Genomic DNA, 18,314 nt, shown 5'->3' on the forward strand with positions numbered 1-18,314 from the left:
GCCTCCTGACCCACACGTCTCGCACCTCGCAGGAGCGCCGCCATGTCCCTACGCAGCAGTCCGGCACCGACCACGGGGACCGACCCCGCCAACCCCGTACCCGGCCCGCTCAAGAGGGCCGGACGCGTGGTCGTCGCCCTGATCGCCTCACTCCTGGCCTTCCTGGTTGCGGCGATCGTGCTCGGGGCGTACCTGCCGGCGATCCCGAAGGCCGGTGTGATCGGCCCGGTGCTCGGCGGCCAGTACCCCTTCCACATGGCGGTCATCGCCCTGCTCGGTGTCGGCCTTGGTGTGCTGGCCTGGCGTAGCGGTCTCGTGCGCTGGGGCCGCACGGTGACCGTGATCACCGCGCTGTCGGGCGTCGGCGCGCTGGTCATAGGCGGGGTCCAGTTCGCCGCCGCCCGGGAGGCCGGCACGGAGGTTTCGTTCGGCCAGGTCTTCAGCGGGCTCGGCTACCCCGACACCACTCCGGATACGACGGCCACGTACGCCGGCCCGGACGGCACACCTCTGAAGGCAGACCTCTACCTCCCGAGACAGGCCACCGGAGACCCGGCCGGGAAGGCACCGGCCATCGTGCTCGCGCACGCCGGCGGGTTCCGCACCTTCGACAAGAGCGACTTGCGGGGCACCGGCCGCTGGCTCGCCGACCGCGGGGTCGCCGTCGTCGCCGTCGACTACCGCCTGGCCGCACCCGGCCATCCGACCTGGAACGAGGCACCCCAGGACCTGGTCAGTGGGCTCGGCTGGGTCCAACAGAACGCCGAGCAGTACGGCATCGACGCGTCCCGGATCTCCCTCGGCGGCATGTCCGCCGGCGGTACCCTCGCGATGAACGCCGCCTACCGGCTCCAGGCAGGCACCATCACGCCCAGCGCCGGCGACATGCCCAGGCCCCCGGCGTCCGTCGTCGGCTTCTACCCCGGCACCGATGTCCACCCGGATGTGGCAGGACGACATGGCCGGGTCCCGCGAGGCAGCCGAACTGTTCACCGGCGGCACGCCGCAGCAATACCCCGAGCGCTACCGCGAGGTGTCCCCCACCACCGGCATAAATTCCGCCCTGCCCCACACCCTGCTGGTGGTCGGCGACCGCGACCGCAGCGCCCGCCCGCAGACCGTCACCGACTTCGCGGACGCGCTGCGCGCCCAGGGGGTGGACGCCCAGGTGAAGCAACTCCCCTTCGCCGAGCACGCCTTCGATGACGCCTACGGCAGCCTGACCTCCCAGACCAGCCGCCAGATCCTGCTCGACTTCCTCATCTGAAGCCGCCGTGGCGGCGCCCCGGAACGCGGCCTGGACGGCGTGGAACTGGGCCCAGCGCCGGACGCGCTCGCGGTCGAGTTCCGCCGCCTCGGCGGAGACGTCCAGGACGCGATGGACGGCCATGAGCAGGTCATCCGCTGCAAGGAGCGACAGGGCATGCGACTTGAGCAGCGTCCGCCGTCGTGGGCGGGGTCTCCCACGTACCCCTTGGGGGTCGACGACCAGCCACGGCTCGCGGTCGGCGCGCAGGATGTTCCGGGCATGGAGGTCACCGTGGATGAGGGTGTCCGGCTGGGTCCGGCCCAGCTCGCGAACGGTCGCCACGGCTGCGTCCACCACGTGTTCCGACAGGGTGTGCGCCAGCTCCACGGCATCTGGCGCAGCTGCTCCTCCCAGGCGTCGGCCTGGTCTCGCAGCCGAGGCAGGCCGGATGGTGCGGGGATGGCCAGGCGGCGATTGAGCCGCTCGGCGACCGTCACCACCTCGTCGCCCTCGTCGATTTCTGCCAGCGTGGCCGACTGAACACGCTCCAGCAGCATCGCGAACCGCTCGTCGTCGCGCTCATGCGGGAACGCCCAACGGCCGGCGCTCAGCGGGACCGGAGTGCCACGAAAACGCAGGTGCCCCAGAAGGCGTTCACCGGATCGGTGGGCCGGATGACCCGATCCGTGAGGAAGCCGTGCTCGGCGAGGAGACGCACCCAGCCGGATACGGAGTACATGTGCCGGACGGTCCACATCGACCGGGCGGGACCGGTGCGTACGAGCATCCGGCGGCGGCCCTCGGGCATCCCTGGCGACCGGGTGAGGCATGAGAAGACGAGCCGCCCGCCGAGGCGGACGCGCTGGGCGAGGACCGGCAGCAGGTCGTGCGGATCGGCGAACCACATGGCTCCGAAGACGGAGTACGCGATGTCGAGGTCCGGCAGGTGCGCGGCCGCGGTGACGGCGTCGCCGAGCCACCACTCGACCTGGTCCACCTCGGCGAACGTGAACGCGGCGTCACCGAGTCGGACCGGCGACACGTCGATGCCGATGCCTCGGGCGATCCCGCACTCGGCCAGGCCCGCGAGGTGCCGGCCCTGCCCGCAGCCGAGTTCGGCGACCGTGGCGCCTCGTACGTCACCGAGGAGTTCGGGCCCCGGTCCCGCGGCCGGACGGAACAGCCAGTCCAAGGGCCGGGGCGTCGGATTGCGGCTGCCGACGATGACGTCCCATGTCCGGGCGTTCAACGCCGCGTCGCGACCGCTGCGGGTGGTCCGTTCCACGGTGGGTACCTCCTCGGTTGCGTCGGTGCGTCAGTAGTGGACGAAGTCCGCTCGGTGGGGATGATGCCCAGGCTCATCGCCGGTACCACGGTGGTCGGATCGTGATCCACCGGGTTCGGTCACGCGTACGATGCTTGGCATGATCATGCTGTCCGTCGACACCACCTCGCAGAGTTATGCCATCGGCCAGGTTGTGGGGGTGTCGACGGCTGCAGCCGTTGCCATCGCGGCCGTCTGGCGCCTCACCACTGCTTGGCGCAACCCCAGCCCCAACAGCGCCGCCGAAGCCGCGGCCCTGGGTGGGGTGCGGGCCAAGCGCCGGGCCCTCGTCATCGCCGTCATGGTGCTGATCGCCGCAGGGGCGGCGGTGAAGGCCACGATCTCCTACCACCCGGAGCCTCCGGCCGCACAGACACGTGCCGGCACCGGCAGCAACGATGCAGGGACGGCGGCCGCGGGCGGGCCCCGCACGGCCACCGTGCCCGAGGACTTCGCGGGCTTCCGGCTGATGACGGGGAACGCCGCCGATCGCGCCGAGGCCGAGGTGCTGGCCGGCCGTGCGAAACCCTCCGGGAAGTTCGGGTACTACGACAAGGACGGGGACGAGAACCTGCACGCCCTCTTCATGGTCAACAGCACCGACTGGGACCCGGGGTATCGCAAGTACAAGGCAAGCACCTCGGTCAAGCAGGAGTTCCGCAACTTCTTCGCGGGGGCGAAAGCGCGCGACGTGACCAGCTTCGACGCCGGACCGGCAGGCGGCGGCCTGAGCTGCGGGCATGTCGACGGACCCGACGGCGAACAGGCCATCTGCGCCTGGAGCGACGCGACCACCTTCGGGGGCCTACGACTGGTGGACCAGGCGGGTCTCAAAGAGGCTGCAGACATGACCACCGCGCTCCGGGCCGCTGCCGTGCGCTGACCCGCGTACGCCACGGGTGAGGGGTCGCGCGACGGCCCTCCCGTGGGGAGTGCGGGAGGGCCGTGTGCCCGGGATGGTCCGGAGCCACACCATATGCACGGATACGCGCAACGCGACAGGCATATGACAAGAGGAATTCCCGATGTGCCCCGCCCGGCGGCGATCCGGAGGGCAGTCGATGCGACTCAGGTCGCAGGGTCGACCCGACCCGAGGGTGACGCCACGATGCCCGGACGCCTCGACGATGGCGACGTGAACGCGATGAGTGCACATGTGCAGATGTCCCCCTGGGAGGTTCTCCTGGTGCTGGGAGCAGCCGCGCTGGTCCTGGCGCGGTGGCTTCCGCCCCGGCTCCGGGGGCCGGTCACCGTCGCCGCGCCTGCGGTCGTCGCAGTGGCCGGGGCGGCGCTCGGCGTGCTCGGGCTGCGCTGGCAGATGGTGCCGGTGCTGGCCGGCGCAGCGGTCGCGCTCCCCTTCGCGCTGTCGCCGCTGCTGCGACGGCGTACCGGGCGGGAGGCGCGCAGGGCTCCGTGGTGGCTCGCGCTGCCCGGGTCGGTGGTGTGCCTCGCGCTGATCGCCGTGGGCCCGGCAGCGGCCTGGGCCTTGCCCGCGCCGGTGTTCCCCGAGCCGTCCGGCCCGTTCGCGGTCGGCACCACCGTGCTGGAGCTCACCGACCCCGAGCGCCCCGAGACCGCCACCGCCGCACCCGAGGACCGGCGTACGGTCGTCGCCCAGTTCTGGTACCCCGCCCGGAAGGACACCGCGGGCACCCGCCACGCCCAGTACCTCGGACGCACCGCAGACGAGGCTCGCGTGGTCTCCGACGGCCTCGCCGACTACGCCGGTCTGCCCGGAATCCTGCTGGACGGCCTCCCGCGCGCCCACACGCACGCGGCGTTCGACGTACCCGTGGCCGGCGACGGAGAACCGTTCCCCGTCGTGTTGTTCTCCCCCGGGCTGGGAGGGGTGCGTACGCAGAACACGGCCTGGGCGGAGGAGCTGGCCGGCCACGGCTACGTCGTCGTCGGCCTCGACCACCCCTACGACTCCGCCGCCGTCGTGCTCGCCGACGGCCGCACGATCCGTACGAAGGTCGCGGCGACGGGCGACGCCGCCGAGGACGAGAAGCGGGCGGCCGGCTGGACGGCGGTCCGCGCCGCGGACCTCAGCTTCGTACGCACCCAGCTGGGCCGCATCCACGGCGGCGAGATCGCCGGCCCGCTCGCCGGACACCTCGACACCGGCCGCGTCGTCGCAGCCGGCCACTCCCTCGGCGGCGCCGCGGCCCTGCAGGCGGCCCGCCAGGACGCCCGATTCGCCGCGGTCATCGACCTGGACGGCGCTCCCCACGACCCGACGCCGCAGCCCTTCCCCCAGCCGGTGCTGGCACTCACCCAGGCCATCGGCCCGGACACCGACCCGGAGTACATCCCACACCTCACCCGCGTCCTCGACCTCGGCACCGCAACGAGCTACCGCCTCACCGTCCCCGGAGCCGCACACCTCACCTTCACGGACGCGCCCCTCTACCTGCCGCCCCTCCCCTCACTCGTCGGCTCCCTGGACCGCACAGCGGGCCCACACATCACCGCCGCCGCGAGCCTCGCCTTCCTCGACAGCACCCTGCGTCACTCCTCGGGCGACCCGGCCACAGCGCTGTCCGCGTACGGCACCCTCGTCGTCCACCACCCCGCCCGGGACCCCAAGTCCGCTGTCTGAACAGTCGGTTGATCTCCCGGTGGACCGACCGCGCGGCGCATATGCTCCCCCCTTACGTCAGTACCTCCAGCTACGTCAGTACCTCCAGCCGCAAAGGGGACCGCCGCGTGAGTGTCCGCATTCAACCCTCCTCCCAGGTCGACGAGACGGCCGAACTCGGGGACGGGACCACGATCTGGGATCTGGCGCAGGTACGGGAGGACGCCCGGCTCGGGCGCGACTGCATCGTGGGGCGGGGGGCGTACGTCGGACCCGGCGTACGGATCGGCGACAACGTGAAGCTGCAGAACTACGCACTCGTCTACGAGCCCGCCGAACTCGCCGACGGGGTGTTCATCGGCCCGGCCGCCGTGCTCACCAACGATTTCTATCCGCGGGCCGTGGACCCCGACGGCCGGCAGAAGCGGGGCGGCGACTGGGAGGCCGCAGGTGTCGTGGTGGCCGAGGGGGCATCGCTGGGGGCCCGTTCGGTGTGTGTGGCCGGAGTGCGCATCGGGCGGTGGGCGCTGGTCGCGGCCGGCGCGGTCGTGTCCCGGGACGTACCGGACTTCGCACTGGTCGCAGGGGTACCGGCACGCCGCATCGGCTGGGTGGGCCGGGCCGGGGTCCGCCTGGTGGAGCGCGAGGGCGAACCGGGTGTGTGGGAGTGCCCGCGCACCGGTGCGCTGCACGAGGAGAAGGGCGAAACCCTGCTCGAGCGGACCTGACGGTACGTCGGCAATTTAGGTCAGCGGCATTTCCTCAAAACCGCAATCAACGAACACCCTTGGGCATACCTTGTCCCTGTACACGGGATCTGAGCAGGCAACAGGCTTTGTTCAGTGGGGGGTTGTACACGACGAGGGCATCGCGGACCAGGTGACGGACGGCGCATCATCGCGCCCGCCCGGCGCTGCCGTTCGCGCGTGCTCCGGTCCGGGGCATCGCTGGGGGGATCCAGTGGGCGGCCCCGGACGGTTCGTGCCTTCGGGGAGATCACACCGCCGGCACGTGCGCCGTCATGCGCAGTCCCCTCCGCGGAACGACGACCGCCAGGTCTGTCCGAGGAGCGATCAGAGGGGGTAGGTGTGTTGGAGCCGTACAGCTCGGACATACGAGGTGCGCGCAGCACACGGGGAACCGGGGTGGGGACCCGGTGACCGCAGCAGGAGCAGCACGAGCAGCACGATTAGAAGCACTGGCCCACGAGCACCCGTCGCTGCACGCCCTCGCCGAGCGGCTGCTCGCGCTGGCCGAGGCGGGACTGCCCGACATGTACCTGCCGGGCTCCGACACCTTCGTGTTCACCCGGGTGGGGACGGTCACCTCCGACGGCGTCCGCCGCGTGGAGGGGCGCGGAACGAGCACCCGGTACGCGGCCATCACCGCGCTGGGGGCGCGGTTCCTGCCCGAAGAGCGGCAGCGCGCCCTGTTCGGCGGACACAGCGCCGAGGAGTACACGGGGCTGCTGGTGGAGCGGCTGCCCGTGGTGACGAACCTCGGGGACGCGGCGCTCATCGCCTGGGCGGCCGCCGAGACCGGGCACCCGAAGCTGGCGGACGCCCTCGCGCGGGTGGCCGCGCTCGACGTCCCCGGACGGCCGCAGTACACCGTCGAGGCGGCCTGGGTGCTCTCCGCCCTCGCCGCGGCCCGTACCTCGGCGGACGTGGAGCACCGCCTGGCGGCCGCCCGCGACCGCCTGCTGGCGGCCCGGGCGCCGGGCAGTCCGCTGTTCCCGCACGCCACCGGGCCGGGGCTGGTCCCCGGGTACCGCTCCCACGTGGCCTGCTTCGCCGACCAGACCTATCCGCTCCAGGCTCTGGCCCGGCTGCACGCGAGCGGCCCGGACCCGCAGGCCCTCGCGGCCGCCGACGCCTGCGCCGCCCGGATCTGCGCCCTCCAGGGGGACGGCGGCCAGTGGTGGTGGCACTACGACGCCCGCACCGGCGGCGTGGTGGAGGGCTACCCCGTCTACAGCGTGCACCAGCACGCCATGGCACCGACCGCCCTGTTCGACCTCGCCGACGCCGGGGGCACCGACTTCGGCGCCGCCGTCCGCCGGGGGCTGCGCTGGATGACGGACGTGCCCGAGATCAGCGGGCCCGACGGCACCCCGCGCGAGCCCATGATCCTCGAGAAGTACGGGGTCACCTGGCGCAAGGTCCACCGCGGCGACCCCGCGAAGGCCGTCCGCGCCGCCCGCGGAGTCACCACCAAGGTGGCCCCGCAGGCGCGGCTCGCTCCGCTCGACAGGATCTTCCGCCCCGTCGTGATCGACCGCGAGTGCAGGCCGTACGAGTTCGGCTGGCTGCTCCACGCCTGGCTCGGGGGGTTGCAGAGATGACTGCTCACCGACCCTCCCGCCCGACCCTCTTCGGGGTCACGCTCGACGCGCTGACCATGGACGAGACCGTACGACGCTGCCTCGAGGCGGTACGGCGCGGCGAACAGATCGAGATCGGCATGGTCAACGCCGCCAAGCTGGTCAACATGCGGCGCGACCCCCGCCTCGCGGCGGCGGTCTCCGGCTGCGACCTCGTCCTGGCCGACGGCCAAGCCGTGGTGTGGGCCGGCCGCGTCCTCGGCGTCCGACTTCCCGAACGGGTCGCGGGGATCGACCTGTTCATGCGGCTGCTGGCCGCCGCCGAGACCGCGGACGTGCCCGTCTACCTGCTCGGTGCCCGGCAGGACGTACTGGACCTGATGCTCGGCCGCATCGCCGAGCGCTTCCCGGCGCTGCGCGTCACCGGGAGCCGCAACGGCTACTTCGACGACGCCGACCAGGCGGCGGTGGCCGACGCCGTCGCGGCGAGCGGCGCCCAGCTGCTGTTCCTCGGCATGACCTCGCCGAAGAAGGAGATCTTCACCGCCGGGTACGGCAAGCGCACCGGCGCCCACGTGGTGCACGGCGTCGGCGGCTCCTTCGACATCCTGGCCGGCATCACCAAGCGGGCCCCCGTGGTCTGGCAGCGCATGGGCCTCGAATGGTTCTACCGGGCCCTGCAGGAGCCGCGCCGCCTCGGCAAGCGCTACCTCACCACCAACACCGCCTTCCTCCTCATGACGGTCCGGGAACTCGTCCGCCGTACACCGTCTGCCATACCGTCTGCCGGTTCCGCGAACAGGAGTCACTGATGCGCGTCGTCGTCGTGGGACAGGGATACGTGGGCCTCCCGCTGGCCATCAGGGCCGCCGAGGTCGGACACCACGTGGTCGGGTACGACGTGGACGCCCGGCGGGTCAAGAGCCTCGCCGCCGGCGAGTCGTACGTGGAGGACGTCTCCTCCGAGCGGCTGACCCGGGCGCTGGAGCGCGGCTCCTACCAGCCCAGTGAACTCGCGCGCGACTGCGGCGGCTTCGACATCGCGGTCGTCACGGTCCCGACCCCGTTACAGGACGGTGCCCCCGACCTGCGCTACATCGAGGAGTCGGCGCACACCCTGGCCCGCTTCCTGCGGCCCGGTGCGACCGTCGTCCTGGAGTCCACCACCTACCCGGGCACCACCGAGGAGCTGTTCGGCCCGATCCTGGAGGACGGTTCCGGCCTCACCGCCGGTGCCGACTTCCACCTCGGCTACAGCCCGGAGCGGATCGACCCCGGCAACACCGTCTGGGGCTTCCAGCAGACGCCCAAGGTCGTCTCCGGCGTGGACGCCGCCTCGCTCAAGGCGGTGGAGGCCTTCTACGGAGGCCTCGTCGACAAGACGGTGCCGGTGCGCTCGCCCAAGGAGGCCGAGCTGGCGAAGCTGCTGGAGAACACTTTCCGGCACGTGAACATCGCCCTGGTCAACGAGATAGCCATGTTCGCCCGCCACCTCGACATCGACGTGTGGCAGGCCATCGAAGCCGCGTCCAGCAAGCCGTTCGGCTTCATGAAGTTCACGCCGGGGCCAGGGGTCGGCGGACACTGCCTGCCGATCGACCCGTCGTACCTGTCCTGGCGGGTCCAGCGCGAACTCGGCCAGAACTTCCGCTTCGTCGAGCTGGCCAACGACATCAACGGCCACATGCCCGAGTATGTGGCGCGCCGCGTCATCGACGCGCTCAACGCCAAGCGCCGCTCGGTCAACGGCTCCCGGATCCTGCTGCTGGGGCTGGCGTACAAGAAGAACACCGGCGACGCCCGGGAGTCGCCGGCGGTACGCATCTCCCAGCTGCTGCTCGACATGGGCGCCAAGGTGCGCGCGGCCGACCCCCACGTGGTGGAGGGCCTCAAGGTCGACGCCCGGCTCGTGCGGGTCGAGCCGACCCGCAAGGAGCTGGCCTCCGCCGACGTGGTCGTCCTGCTCACCGACCACGACTCCTTCGACTACGCGATGATCACCGAGCACGCCTCCTTCGTACTCGACTGCCGCAACCGGGTCTCCGGTCCCGCCGTGGAGGTGCTCTGACAGCATGCCCAGAATCATCTGCGTGGCCGGAGCACGGCCCAACTACATGAAGATCAAACCGGTGATGGACGCGCTGGAGCGCCGAGGCGCCGAGGTGGTCCTCGTCCACACCGGACAGCACTACGACGAGTCCATGAACGACGTGTTCTTCCGCGACCTCGGCATCCGTTCCCCCGACCGGTACCTGGGCGCCGGGTCCGGCACCCACGCCCAGCAGACCGGCCGGGTGATGGCGGCCTTCGAGCCGCTGGTCGACGAACTGGCCCCGGACGTCGTGGTGGTGGTCGGCGACATCAACTCCACGCTGGCCTGCGCCCTGGTCACCGCGAAGGCCGGTCCGCTGCTGGCCCATGTCGAGGCCGGACTGCGCAGCCGGGACTGGGGCATGCCGGAGGAGGTCAACCGCGTCGCCACCGACCGCGTCAGCGACTACCTGCTGGCTCCCTCCCCCGATGCGGCCGCGAACCTGCGGTCGGAGGGATACCGGGAGGACCAGATCCACGTCGTCGGCAACGTCATGATCGACACCCTGCTCGCCAACCTGGACCGGGCCCGGGCTTCGGACGTCCTGGACCGGTACGGGCTCACCCGGGGCGGGTACGGCCTGGTCACCCTGCACCGGCCGGCCAACGTGGACGACCCCGGCGCGCTGCGCGGCCTGCTGAAGGCGCTGGGCGAGATCGCCGACCGCTGTCCGCTGCTGCTGCCCGTGCACCCGCGGGCGGCGGAGCGGCTGGCCGAGATCGGGGTCCCCGGCGGGATCCGGATGGTCCCGGCCGCCGGATACCTCGACTTCATCGCCCTGCAGGACGCCGCCCGGGTGGTGCTCACCGACTCCGGGGGCGTCCAGGAGGAGACGACCGCCCTCGGCGTGCCCTGCGTGACGTTGCGGGAGAACACCGAGCGGCCGATCACCGTCGAGGAGGGCACCAACGTACTGGCGGGCACCGACCCGGGGCGCATCACGGCCACGGTGAACCGGGTGCTCGACGATCCGCCCGCGGCGCGGTGCCCCGCGCTCTGGGACGGCCGCGCGAGCGAGCGCATCGCCGAGGTCCTGCTGGACGGCGGTACCGCGGGGACCCGGCTGCGGCCCACCGACCTGGCGCCGTAGCGCGGGCAGGCACCGGTCGGCGAGGAAGCGCAACGAAGCACCACCGCAGGATGCAACAACCGTAATCACACAGATGAAAGAGCGGCGGCGCGTGGAGGACACGATGCCGCCGCGAGGGGGAAGACCATGGATCTCGCGGAGATCTGGCGGGTCATGTGCAGGCGCTGGTACGTACTGCTGCCCGGACTGCTGCTCACGGCTGCACTCATCGCCGGCGTGTACGTGCTGGTCCCGGTGGAGTACCGGTCACAGAGCACGGTGACCCTCCTGAACTCGAAGAAGGCCACGGTGGCCTTCGACGGAAACCCCTTCCTGAGCACACAGGCCTCGCTCACCGGCATGGCCGACGGCCTGGCCCGCAATCTCAACTCCGACGACTCCCGGGCCGACCTCAAGTCCCAAGGCGTCACCGGGGAGTACGAGGCGAAGATCGCCGACAACGCCCAGGGGCCCTTCATGTGGCTGAGCGTCACCGGAACCGATCCGGCCGCCGTCCTGAAGTCGGACCAGGTGTTCACCGCCTACGCCGAGAAGCGGCTGCAGGAGTTCCAGGCCCAGCAGTCGGTGACGGCGGAGGCCATGATCCGCATGGCGACGATCGTCCCGCCGCAGAAGCCGGAGGCGCAGACCAAGACCCGGCTCCAGTACCTGATCATGGCGGGGGCGCTGGGCTTCGTACTCAGCCTGGTGGCCACCTTCTTCGTGGAGGCCCGGCGCCGCAGGTCGGGCAAGCCGGGCCGGCACCGGCCCGCGCCGGCCGAGAACGCCCCCGCCGGGAACGCCCCCGCCGGGACCGCCGAGCCGGTGGGAGTGCCCGACGCCGCGGACTCCGGGGCGAGTGCCTCCCGTACCGCCCGGGCCTCCGCCGGATCGTCGCCGTGACGGGGACCGACACCGGTGTCCAGGCCGCGCCCGAGGCACCGTCGCTGGGGCGCAGGGTCGGCTCCGCCGCCCGGTGGAGCCTGGTCAACACCGTGGTCATGCGCCTCGGCAACTTCGTCACCGGCATCGTCCTCGCCCGCTTCTTCCTCGGCCCCGAGGCTTGGGGCGTGTACGGGATCGCCCAGACGGTGCTGCTGGTCCTGCTCTCGGCGAACGAGCTCGGCGTCTCCCTCGCCATCGTGCGCTGGGAGGGCGACCCGCGCCGCTTCGCCCCCACCGTGCTCACTCTGAGCGTCTCCTCCAGCCTCCTCCTGTACGCCGTGCTGTTCACGGCGGCCCCGGCGGTGGCCCGGGTGCTCGGCGCGCCCGAGGCCTCCGGGATCCTGCGGGTGATGTGCGTGTGCGTGGTCCTCGACGGGCTGTCGCAGGTGCCGGCCGGGTTCCTGACCCGGGAGTTCGCCCAGGGCAAGCGGATGGCCATCGACGCCCTCAACTTCGTCCTCAGCACCGGGGTGACGCTTCTGCTGGCCGTCGAGGGGTGGGGTGCGATGAGCTTCGCGTGGGGCTCCGTCGCGGGCAACGCGGCCGCCCTCGTCGGCTGCTGCCTCGCCGCGCCGGGCACCCTGAAGTTCGGCTGGGACCGGGAGCAGGCGCGGGCGCTCCTCCGCTTCGGGCTGCCGCTCGCCGGGGCCAGCATGCTCGCCCTCGGCGTCGTCAACGTCGACACCATGGTGGTGGGTTCCGCCCTCGACCAGCTGGCCCTCGGCTTCTACGTGCTCGCGTTCAACATCTCCGGCTGGCCCGTGCGGATCATCTCCGAGGCGGCCCGCCGGGTCTCCTTCGCCGGGTTCTCCCGGCTGGCGGACTCGCCGGGGGCACTGGCCGGCGGATTCGGCCGCGCCCTGGGCGTGGTGATGACCGGCACCGTCCCGCTCTGCGTCCTGCTGGCCGCGCTGGCAGCACCGATCGTCGGGCTCGTCTACGGCGAGCGCTGGCTGCCCGCGGCCGCCGCGCTGCCCTGGCTGATGGTGCTCGGCATGGTCCGGATCGGCTGTGAGCTGGCCTACGACTGCCTGGTCGCCATCGGCCGGCGCCGCTCGCTCATCGGCGTCCAGGGACTCTGGCTCGTCGTCCTGGTCCCGGCCCTGGTGATCGGCGCCGGCGCCGGCGGGATCGTGGGTGTGGCCCAGGGACACGTCCTGGTCGCGGGCGCCGTCGTGGTGCCGGTGTTCCTCATCGCGCTGCACCGCGGCGGCGTGACCCTGGGAACCGTGGCCCGGGCCTGCGCCTGGCCCTTCCTCGGCGGCGTCGTGATGGCCGCCGTGGTCCTCGGCCTGGAACGGCTCCTCGGTGACGGCGTCCTCGCGCTCCTCGCGACCGCGGCCGCGGGCACCGTCTGCTACGCCCTGTGCATCCTGCCGAGCCTCGGCTTCCTGCGCGGCGCCCCGCAGGCAGCGGGGTAGCCGCCGTGGCACGCGACCGGAGGCGTCTCGGGGCATCGCTGCTCGCCCTGCTCGTACTGGCTGTCGTACTGGCCCTGTACGAGGCCGACCGGACCGGGGTGAGCGAGCCCTCGGCCGGGCCCTGCCCGGACAGCGCCCTCCAGTGCCCCGGCGCCACTCCCCCGCCCGAGTCCACGCCGTCGGCCCCGCCCTCCGCAGACCCGTCGGCATCGGGCAGTCCGAGCCCTTCCGCCAGTACGGCGCCGCCGTCGGCCACGCCCTCGCCGGGTACGAGCCCGGGGCCCGGCGGCCCCTGCTCCTCGCCGGGCGCCTGCGGATTCCCCGATGCCCGCACCACCGGCCCGCGGATCGCGCTGGAGCGGCACGACACGGGGAACATGTCCGTCAAGACCGACGGCATGGTCATCAAGGGCTGGGACATCCGCGGTTCGCTCGACGTCTACGCCAACGACGTCACGATCATCGACAGCCGGATCACCTCGACGAACTGGTGGGGGATCAACCTCCGCCCCGGTTACAGCGGCCTGCGCGTCCTGCACACCACCATCACCGCCGTACCGGGCAAGGGCCCGGACAACGGCGGCGTCGACTACGCGGTCTCCAACATGGGCGGCAGTTCGATCGAGGTCGGCTGGTGCGACGTCTCCGTGTTCGGAAACGCCCTCTCGATGGGCCAGGGCGAGCTGCACGACAACTACGTGCACGACATCGTCGCCTTCCGCAACCAGGGCGGCGAGTGGCAGCACACCGACGCCGTCATCAGCGGCGGCGGCAACAAGGGCCGCCTCACCATCCGCCACAACACCCTGCTGAACCCCGTCCCCGTGGAGCAGGGCGCCAGCGCGGCCATCGGGCTCTTCGCGGACACGGGCAGCGTCTCCTCCGTGGTCGTGGACGGCAACTGGCTGGCCGGCGGGGCGTACGCCCTCTACGGCGGCGGGCCCGGCGCCACCGGCATCCAGGTCACGGACAACGTGTTCTCCGCCCAGTACCACCCCAACAGCGGCGCGTACGGGCTGGTCGCCGCCTGGAACGCGGGCGGCGCCGGGAACGTGTGGCGCGGCAACCGCACGGCCGACGGCCGGCCCGTGGTCCCCGAGCCCACCTCCTGAACACCGTGCTCCCTGACGATCGAGAGGACATCATGCACCGCATCGCCCGAGCCCCCTGGGAGCTGCTCAAGCGGGCCTTCGGCTGGCTGGTGCTCTTCGAGGCCAGGAACAAGGTCCTGCTCGCCCCCTCCGCCGTGCGGCTGCGCCGTTTCGAGGACGCCGAGACCATCCGGCTCGCCGCCGTGCTGGGGAGCCCGCCCGCCGCGTTGGTGGCCACCGTGATCGCCACCCACCGGCGCCCGGAGGCGCTGTGCGCGGCGGTCCGCTCGGCCCTCGGGCAGACCGTGGCCGACCAGGTGGTCATCGTCGTGGACGACGGCGCGGGGCTCCCCGAACTGCCGCCGGATCCCCGGCTGTTCGCGGTGTCGTTGGCCCGCAACACGGCCACCGCCGGAGTCGTGCGCAACGTGGGGATACGGCTGACCCGCTCGCGGTACGTGGCCTTCCTGGACGACGACAACCTGTGGGAGCCCGACCACTTGGAACAGGCCCTCGCGGTGCTCGATCCGTCCGGCGGCCCCGACGCCGTGTACACCGCCCTGCGCCGGGTGCTGCCCGACGGCTCCGAACGGGACGTGCTGTCCGTGCCGTTCGACCGGCGGCGCGCCGCCCGCGAGGCCTTCCTCGACACCAACGCCTTCGTGGCGCGCCGCACCCGGTCCCTGTACTTCAGCCGGCTGCGGCGCACGCCCGAGGTGCTGCCGCGCGAGGACTGGGAACTCGTACGCCGCTACGCGCGCCGTCACGAGGTCCGCCACGTGCCACGGACCACCGTCCGCTACCTGGTCAACCCCGAGAGCTTCTACACCGCCTGGGACGGGCCGACCCCCACCGGGTGAGTCGGCTTCGCCTTCAGGGCCCGGGGGTGGCGCGCAAGGCGGACGGGCTGGCCAGCGCCCGCGCCGCCGCCCGGTTGGCCGGTCGGCCGAGCGCCGCCCGCGAGGTCTCCCGCAGCAGTACGGCCCCTCGGAATGCGGCGGTGGCCGCCGTCCCGTGCCGACGGCCGTAGAGCCGTACGCGGTTGAGGGTCAGCAGCGTCCACAGGCGGGGCGAGACCTGTGAGTCCCCGCCGAGGTGGACGGCCGAGGCTGCGGGCTCGAGCCGGGTGGCGAAGCCTCGGTCCCCGGCCCGCAGGCAGTACTCGGTCTCCTCCGAGTACAGGAAGAACGACTCGTCCCAGGCCCCGCACGCGTCCAGACACGGGCGGGAGAGGGCCATCAGCGCGCCGGTCGCCCAGTCGGCGACGGTCGCCCGCCCGTACGCAGCCGGGTCGGTGACCAGCTCGCTCCACCGCGGGAAGCGCCCGGCCCGCCGGTTGCCGATCACCGCCTCGCCCAGGGCGCGCGTCACGCGGGACTCCCGGCGCAGCGAGTGCTGGAGCGTGCCGTCCTCCTCGTACAGCAGCGGGACGCTGATCCCGACCCGGCGTCCGCCGGACAGCGGGGCGTCGAGCGCGTCGACGAGGAGCCGCGCGCAGCCCTGCCGCATCCGGATGTCCGGGTTGCACACCAGGGCGGCGCCGAAGCCGCCCTCCCGTGCGGCGGCGGCCTCCAGGGCGGCGTTCACCCCGGCCGCGTACCCGGCGTTGCGGCCGGTCTGGACGACCGTCGCGTCCGGGGCCAGCGACCGGACCAGCTCGACGGTGCCGTCGGCCGAGTCGTTGTCGGCGACGACCAGGCGCCAGTCGAGCCCGGCCATGCCCTCCGGCAGGGAGGCCAGGAACTCGGGCAGCACCCGGGCGCTGTTCCAGGTGACGACGAGGACGGCTACGGGACCGGCTGCGTGAGTTCGGGCCGGCGGGGCCGGGTGGCGGCGGGAGGGCATGGGGACTCCACGGTTCGGGGCTTCGGCGCGCTGCGCCGGATGAAGCCGAGGTAACTGCCTCCGGCGGCGATCGTCAGGAAGAACATCCCGGCGAACATCGGGAAGCTGAGGGCGTCGAAGGTGGCGCTGCTGACCAGGGCGACGAGGGCGGAGGCGAAGAACGCCTGGCCGAGCTCCCGGTCGGACGCGTCGGCGGCGAGGCGGCGGATGGCACCACCCTGGTGGATGCCGGTGAAGAACAGCGCCAGGAGGGCGAGGAGGCCCAGCAGGCCCATCTCCGCCAGGGTCAGCATGTACTGGTTGTCGGTGAAGAAGTAGAGGTCCGGCGTGAAGGTCCCCAGGCCCCGCCCGAACAGCGGGCGTTCCTCCAAGTAGGGGACGATCGCGCTGTACTTGACGGTACGGGCCTGGGTGCTGCTGTCGGAGTTCGACAGGAAGGACCCGAAGAGCGTGGTGATCGTGCCGATCAGCCCCGGCACGAGGACCTTGAAGCAGGCCACCGAGCCCAGCAGGAGGCCGATCGCGGTCCAGCGCCGCTGCGGCTTCCAGCGCGGCACCATCACCAGCACGACGATGAGCGCACCGATGATGGAGGTCCGCGACACGGTCAGCGGCAGGGCGCCGCCCATCAGGGCCACCGGACCCCAGCGCCGCCAGCGGCTGAGGTGGCTGCGGATCGGGTCGAAGGCCTGCTGTACGGCGAAGGGCAGCAGCAGGGCGAGCATGCCGCCGAACTCCAGCGGCTGCGCGGTCGTGGAGCGCGGCCTGGTGAACGCCCCGCGGTCCAGGGTGGTGATCTGCGCGACGCTCGAGTGGAGGCCCGGGATGCTGATGTGTTCGGCGATGTTCGTCGCGGTGAAGAAGTCGTAGTAGCCGACGGCGGCGACCACCGATCCCATCACCACGGCCCGCCGCAGCAGGACGTCGAGGCGGGCCCGGTCCTGGATGCCGGCGGAGACCAGTACCACGATCGACACCCAGACCAGCAGCCCGATCAGGCCGCGGTCCGCGCCCAGCACCTCCTTGTGCGAGCTGCCGCGGGCGGCGTTCGCGAGGTACGAGGCCAGCACCGAGACGGCCAGCAGCCACATCACGACCCGGGGCAGCCGGGTGCCCTCGGCCGGGCGGATCCGGCCGGTCAGCCAGGTCGCGAGGTACCAGAACAGGCCCAGCAGGGCGAACACGTTGGCCGGGGTGCCCACACCGCCCATGCCCGGGAGGGTCAGGTTCGACGGGATGAAGAAGGCCAGCCCCAGGTAGCCGCTGAGCAGCGCGGCTGCGTCCGGCTGCCGGCCCCGCAGCCTCCTGCGGACGCGCGCCCGGGGTGCCCCGGCCGCCGCGGAGGCGGCCTCGCGCCTGCGGCGGCGGGCCACCAGCAGGGTCTCCGTCACGAAGGAGAGCGTGAAACCGGCGGTGACGGACGCGATGACGACGCCCAGCACCTGCTGGTAGCGGCTCTTGAGCTGGGGCTTGGGGGTCTGCGGCAGCACCACCGGGGCCGTCTGCACGAAGTACGCGGGCTGCACCTTGGCCGCAGCCTGGAGCGCGTTGAGCTGCTCGCCGGCGAAGGTGGTGAGCGTACTGGTCTCCTCGAGCACCTTCGCCCGGTCGGTGCCCGTGACGGTGAGGGTGAGCATCGGGCCCGAGGTGTTCGCCGCGAAGCCGACCGTGTAGGGGTCGGTCACGCCGAGGCCGTGCAGGTCGCGCGCCGCGTCGGCCCCGGACAGGGTCCTGATCAGCACGTCCGCGGTCACGACGAGGGAACCGCCGGCGTTCGAAATGGGGTTGCCGAAGGCGGGGGCCAGTTCGGCCACCGCCGTGGAGTCGAGCAGCGCCACCGAGCTCTGCGACTGGTACGCCACGGGCACCGACCGGTACAGGTGCAGCCCCGCGAGGAGTCCGATCAGCGTGAGGGGCACCATCACGTACCAGCGGCGCCGTAGCACCGCGGCTATTTCACCGATGCTCACGAACACTCCCTTGCGCCTGCCGGAACCGATGGCGGGCCGACCCGCGTCCTGGAAAGATCGCACGCGACGGAAGGAATCCTGTGTCGCCTGGTGAGTTGTTCCGCACGCTTCGCCGCCGCTGGTACGTCCTGGTCCTGGTGGCGGTGCTCGCGGGCGCCGGGGCCCTGCAGGTTCTCCACCCCACCCGGACCTATGTGAGCTCGGCGATCGTCGTGCTCAAGCCGCCGGTGACCGGCAGCCAGCCGAACCAGCTCGCCAATCTCCAGCCGCCGCTCGCCGCCGTGTCGTACGCGGCGGTCCAGCAGCTCGAATCCCCCGCAGGAGCAGCCGAGTTGCGTGCCGCGGGGGTGGCGGGCACCTACCGGCTGATCCCCCGCAACAGCGGCACCAGCGTCACGCCCCGC

Annotated in this window: 16 protein-coding genes and 2 pseudogenes; 13 read left to right on the forward strand and 5 right to left on the reverse strand. The window is 72.3% G+C overall.

All coding sequences use genetic code 11. The annotated features are described in order from the left end of the window. Positions 1-147: 147 nt before the first annotated feature. Complete coding sequence (locus ACZ49B_RS09520; RefSeq protein WP_468303434.1) at positions 148-588, reverse strand: hypothetical protein; 441 nt, start codon at positions 586-588, stop codon at positions 148-150. Here ACZ49B_RS09520 and ACZ49B_RS09525 point away from each other — a divergent pair. Both ACZ49B_RS09525 and ACZ49B_RS09530 read left to right on the forward strand, forming a co-directional pair. Next, a pseudogene (locus ACZ49B_RS09525) lies at positions 511-879 on the forward strand (alpha/beta hydrolase); the annotation flags it as partial. The gene ACZ49B_RS09520 and the pseudogene ACZ49B_RS09525 overlap by 78 nt on opposite strands. A gap of 52 nt (positions 880-931) precedes the next feature. Then, positions 932-1,267, forward strand: a complete 336-nt coding sequence (locus tag ACZ49B_RS09530; protein ID WP_468302516.1) for an alpha/beta hydrolase — start codon at positions 932-934, stop codon at positions 1,265-1,267. A gap of 78 nt (positions 1,268-1,345) precedes the next feature. Here the strand turns inward: ACZ49B_RS09530 and ACZ49B_RS09535 are convergent. Together ACZ49B_RS09535 and ACZ49B_RS09540 are read right to left on the reverse strand one after the other, a co-directional pair. Further along, positions 1,346-1,636, reverse strand: a pseudogene (locus tag ACZ49B_RS09535) (aminoglycoside phosphotransferase family protein); the annotation flags it as partial. Positions 1,637-1,856: 220 nt separating this feature from the next. Beyond that, positions 1,857-2,534, reverse strand: a complete 678-nt coding sequence (locus ACZ49B_RS09540) for a class I SAM-dependent methyltransferase (protein ID WP_468302519.1) — start codon at positions 2,532-2,534, stop codon at positions 1,857-1,859. A gap of 139 nt (positions 2,535-2,673) precedes the next feature. Between ACZ49B_RS09540 and ACZ49B_RS09545 the strand changes: the two genes are divergently transcribed. The 11 genes from ACZ49B_RS09545 to ACZ49B_RS09595 all read left to right on the forward strand — a co-directional run bounded on the left by ACZ49B_RS09545 (position 2,674) and on the right by ACZ49B_RS09595 (position 14,955). After that, positions 2,674-3,456, forward strand: a complete 783-nt coding sequence (locus tag ACZ49B_RS09545; protein WP_468302523.1) for a hypothetical protein — start codon at positions 2,674-2,676, stop codon at positions 3,454-3,456. Between the two features lie 261 nt (positions 3,457-3,717). Continuing rightward, positions 3,718-5,175 carry an alpha/beta hydrolase family protein gene (locus ACZ49B_RS09550; protein WP_468303365.1) on the forward strand — a complete coding sequence of 486 codons (1,458 nt, stop codon included), beginning with the start codon at positions 3,718-3,720 and terminating at the stop codon, positions 5,173-5,175. A gap of 107 nt (positions 5,176-5,282) precedes the next feature. Then, positions 5,283-5,882 carry an acyltransferase gene (locus ACZ49B_RS09555; RefSeq protein ID WP_468302526.1) on the forward strand — a complete coding sequence of 200 codons (600 nt, stop codon included), beginning with the start codon at positions 5,283-5,285 and terminating at the stop codon, positions 5,880-5,882. Between the two features lie 428 nt (positions 5,883-6,310). After that, positions 6,311-7,498, forward strand: coding sequence for a hypothetical protein (locus tag ACZ49B_RS09560; RefSeq protein WP_468302529.1), 1,188 nt, complete (start codon positions 6,311-6,313; stop codon positions 7,496-7,498). Next, positions 7,495-8,289, forward strand: a complete 795-nt coding sequence (locus tag ACZ49B_RS09565; RefSeq protein ID WP_468302532.1) for a WecB/TagA/CpsF family glycosyltransferase — start codon at positions 7,495-7,497, stop codon at positions 8,287-8,289. Before ACZ49B_RS09560 ends, ACZ49B_RS09565 begins: the two co-directional genes overlap by 4 nt. Next, on the forward strand, positions 8,289-9,545 hold the full coding sequence (locus ACZ49B_RS09570) for a nucleotide sugar dehydrogenase (protein WP_468302535.1): 1,257 nt from the start codon (positions 8,289-8,291) through the stop codon (positions 9,543-9,545). Before ACZ49B_RS09565 ends, ACZ49B_RS09570 begins: the two co-directional genes overlap by 1 nt. 4 nt (positions 9,546-9,549) lie before the next feature. After that, a complete protein-coding gene (gene wecB, locus ACZ49B_RS09575; RefSeq protein ID WP_468302538.1) occupies positions 9,550-10,659 on the forward strand; it encodes a non-hydrolyzing UDP-N-acetylglucosamine 2-epimerase in 1,110 nt (369 codons plus the stop codon). Positions 10,660-10,785: 126 nt separating this feature from the next. After that, complete coding sequence (locus ACZ49B_RS09580; protein ID WP_468302541.1) at positions 10,786-11,541, forward strand: YveK family protein; 756 nt, start codon at positions 10,786-10,788, stop codon at positions 11,539-11,541. Then, the gene (locus ACZ49B_RS09585; protein ID WP_468302544.1) at positions 11,538-13,004 is read left to right on the forward strand and encodes an oligosaccharide flippase family protein; all 1,467 of its coding nucleotides are present in this window, start codon (positions 11,538-11,540) and stop codon (positions 13,002-13,004) included. Before ACZ49B_RS09580 ends, ACZ49B_RS09585 begins: the two co-directional genes overlap by 4 nt. 5 nt (positions 13,005-13,009) lie before the next feature. Next, on the forward strand, positions 13,010-14,116 hold the full coding sequence (locus tag ACZ49B_RS09590) for a hypothetical protein (protein ID WP_468302547.1): 1,107 nt from the start codon (positions 13,010-13,012) through the stop codon (positions 14,114-14,116). A gap of 32 nt (positions 14,117-14,148) precedes the next feature. Further along, on the forward strand, positions 14,149-14,955 hold the full coding sequence (locus tag ACZ49B_RS09595; protein WP_468302550.1) for a glycosyltransferase family 2 protein: 807 nt from the start codon (positions 14,149-14,151) through the stop codon (positions 14,953-14,955). 13 nt (positions 14,956-14,968) lie between these two features. On the opposite strand, the gene ACZ49B_RS09600 is transcribed toward ACZ49B_RS09595, so the two are convergent. Both ACZ49B_RS09600 and ACZ49B_RS09605 read right to left on the reverse strand, forming a co-directional pair. Further along, the gene (locus tag ACZ49B_RS09600; RefSeq protein WP_468302552.1) at positions 14,969-15,940 is read right to left on the reverse strand and encodes a glycosyltransferase; all 972 of its coding nucleotides are present in this window, start codon (positions 15,938-15,940) and stop codon (positions 14,969-14,971) included. Next, positions 15,883-17,910, reverse strand: a complete 2,028-nt coding sequence (locus tag ACZ49B_RS09605; protein WP_468302555.1) for an O-antigen ligase family protein — start codon at positions 17,908-17,910, stop codon at positions 15,883-15,885. The genes ACZ49B_RS09600 and ACZ49B_RS09605 overlap by 58 nt, the downstream gene beginning before the upstream one ends. Positions 17,911-18,314 lie beyond the last annotated feature (404 nt).

This window comes from Streptomyces sp. NPDC031132 (assembly GCF_055570595.1).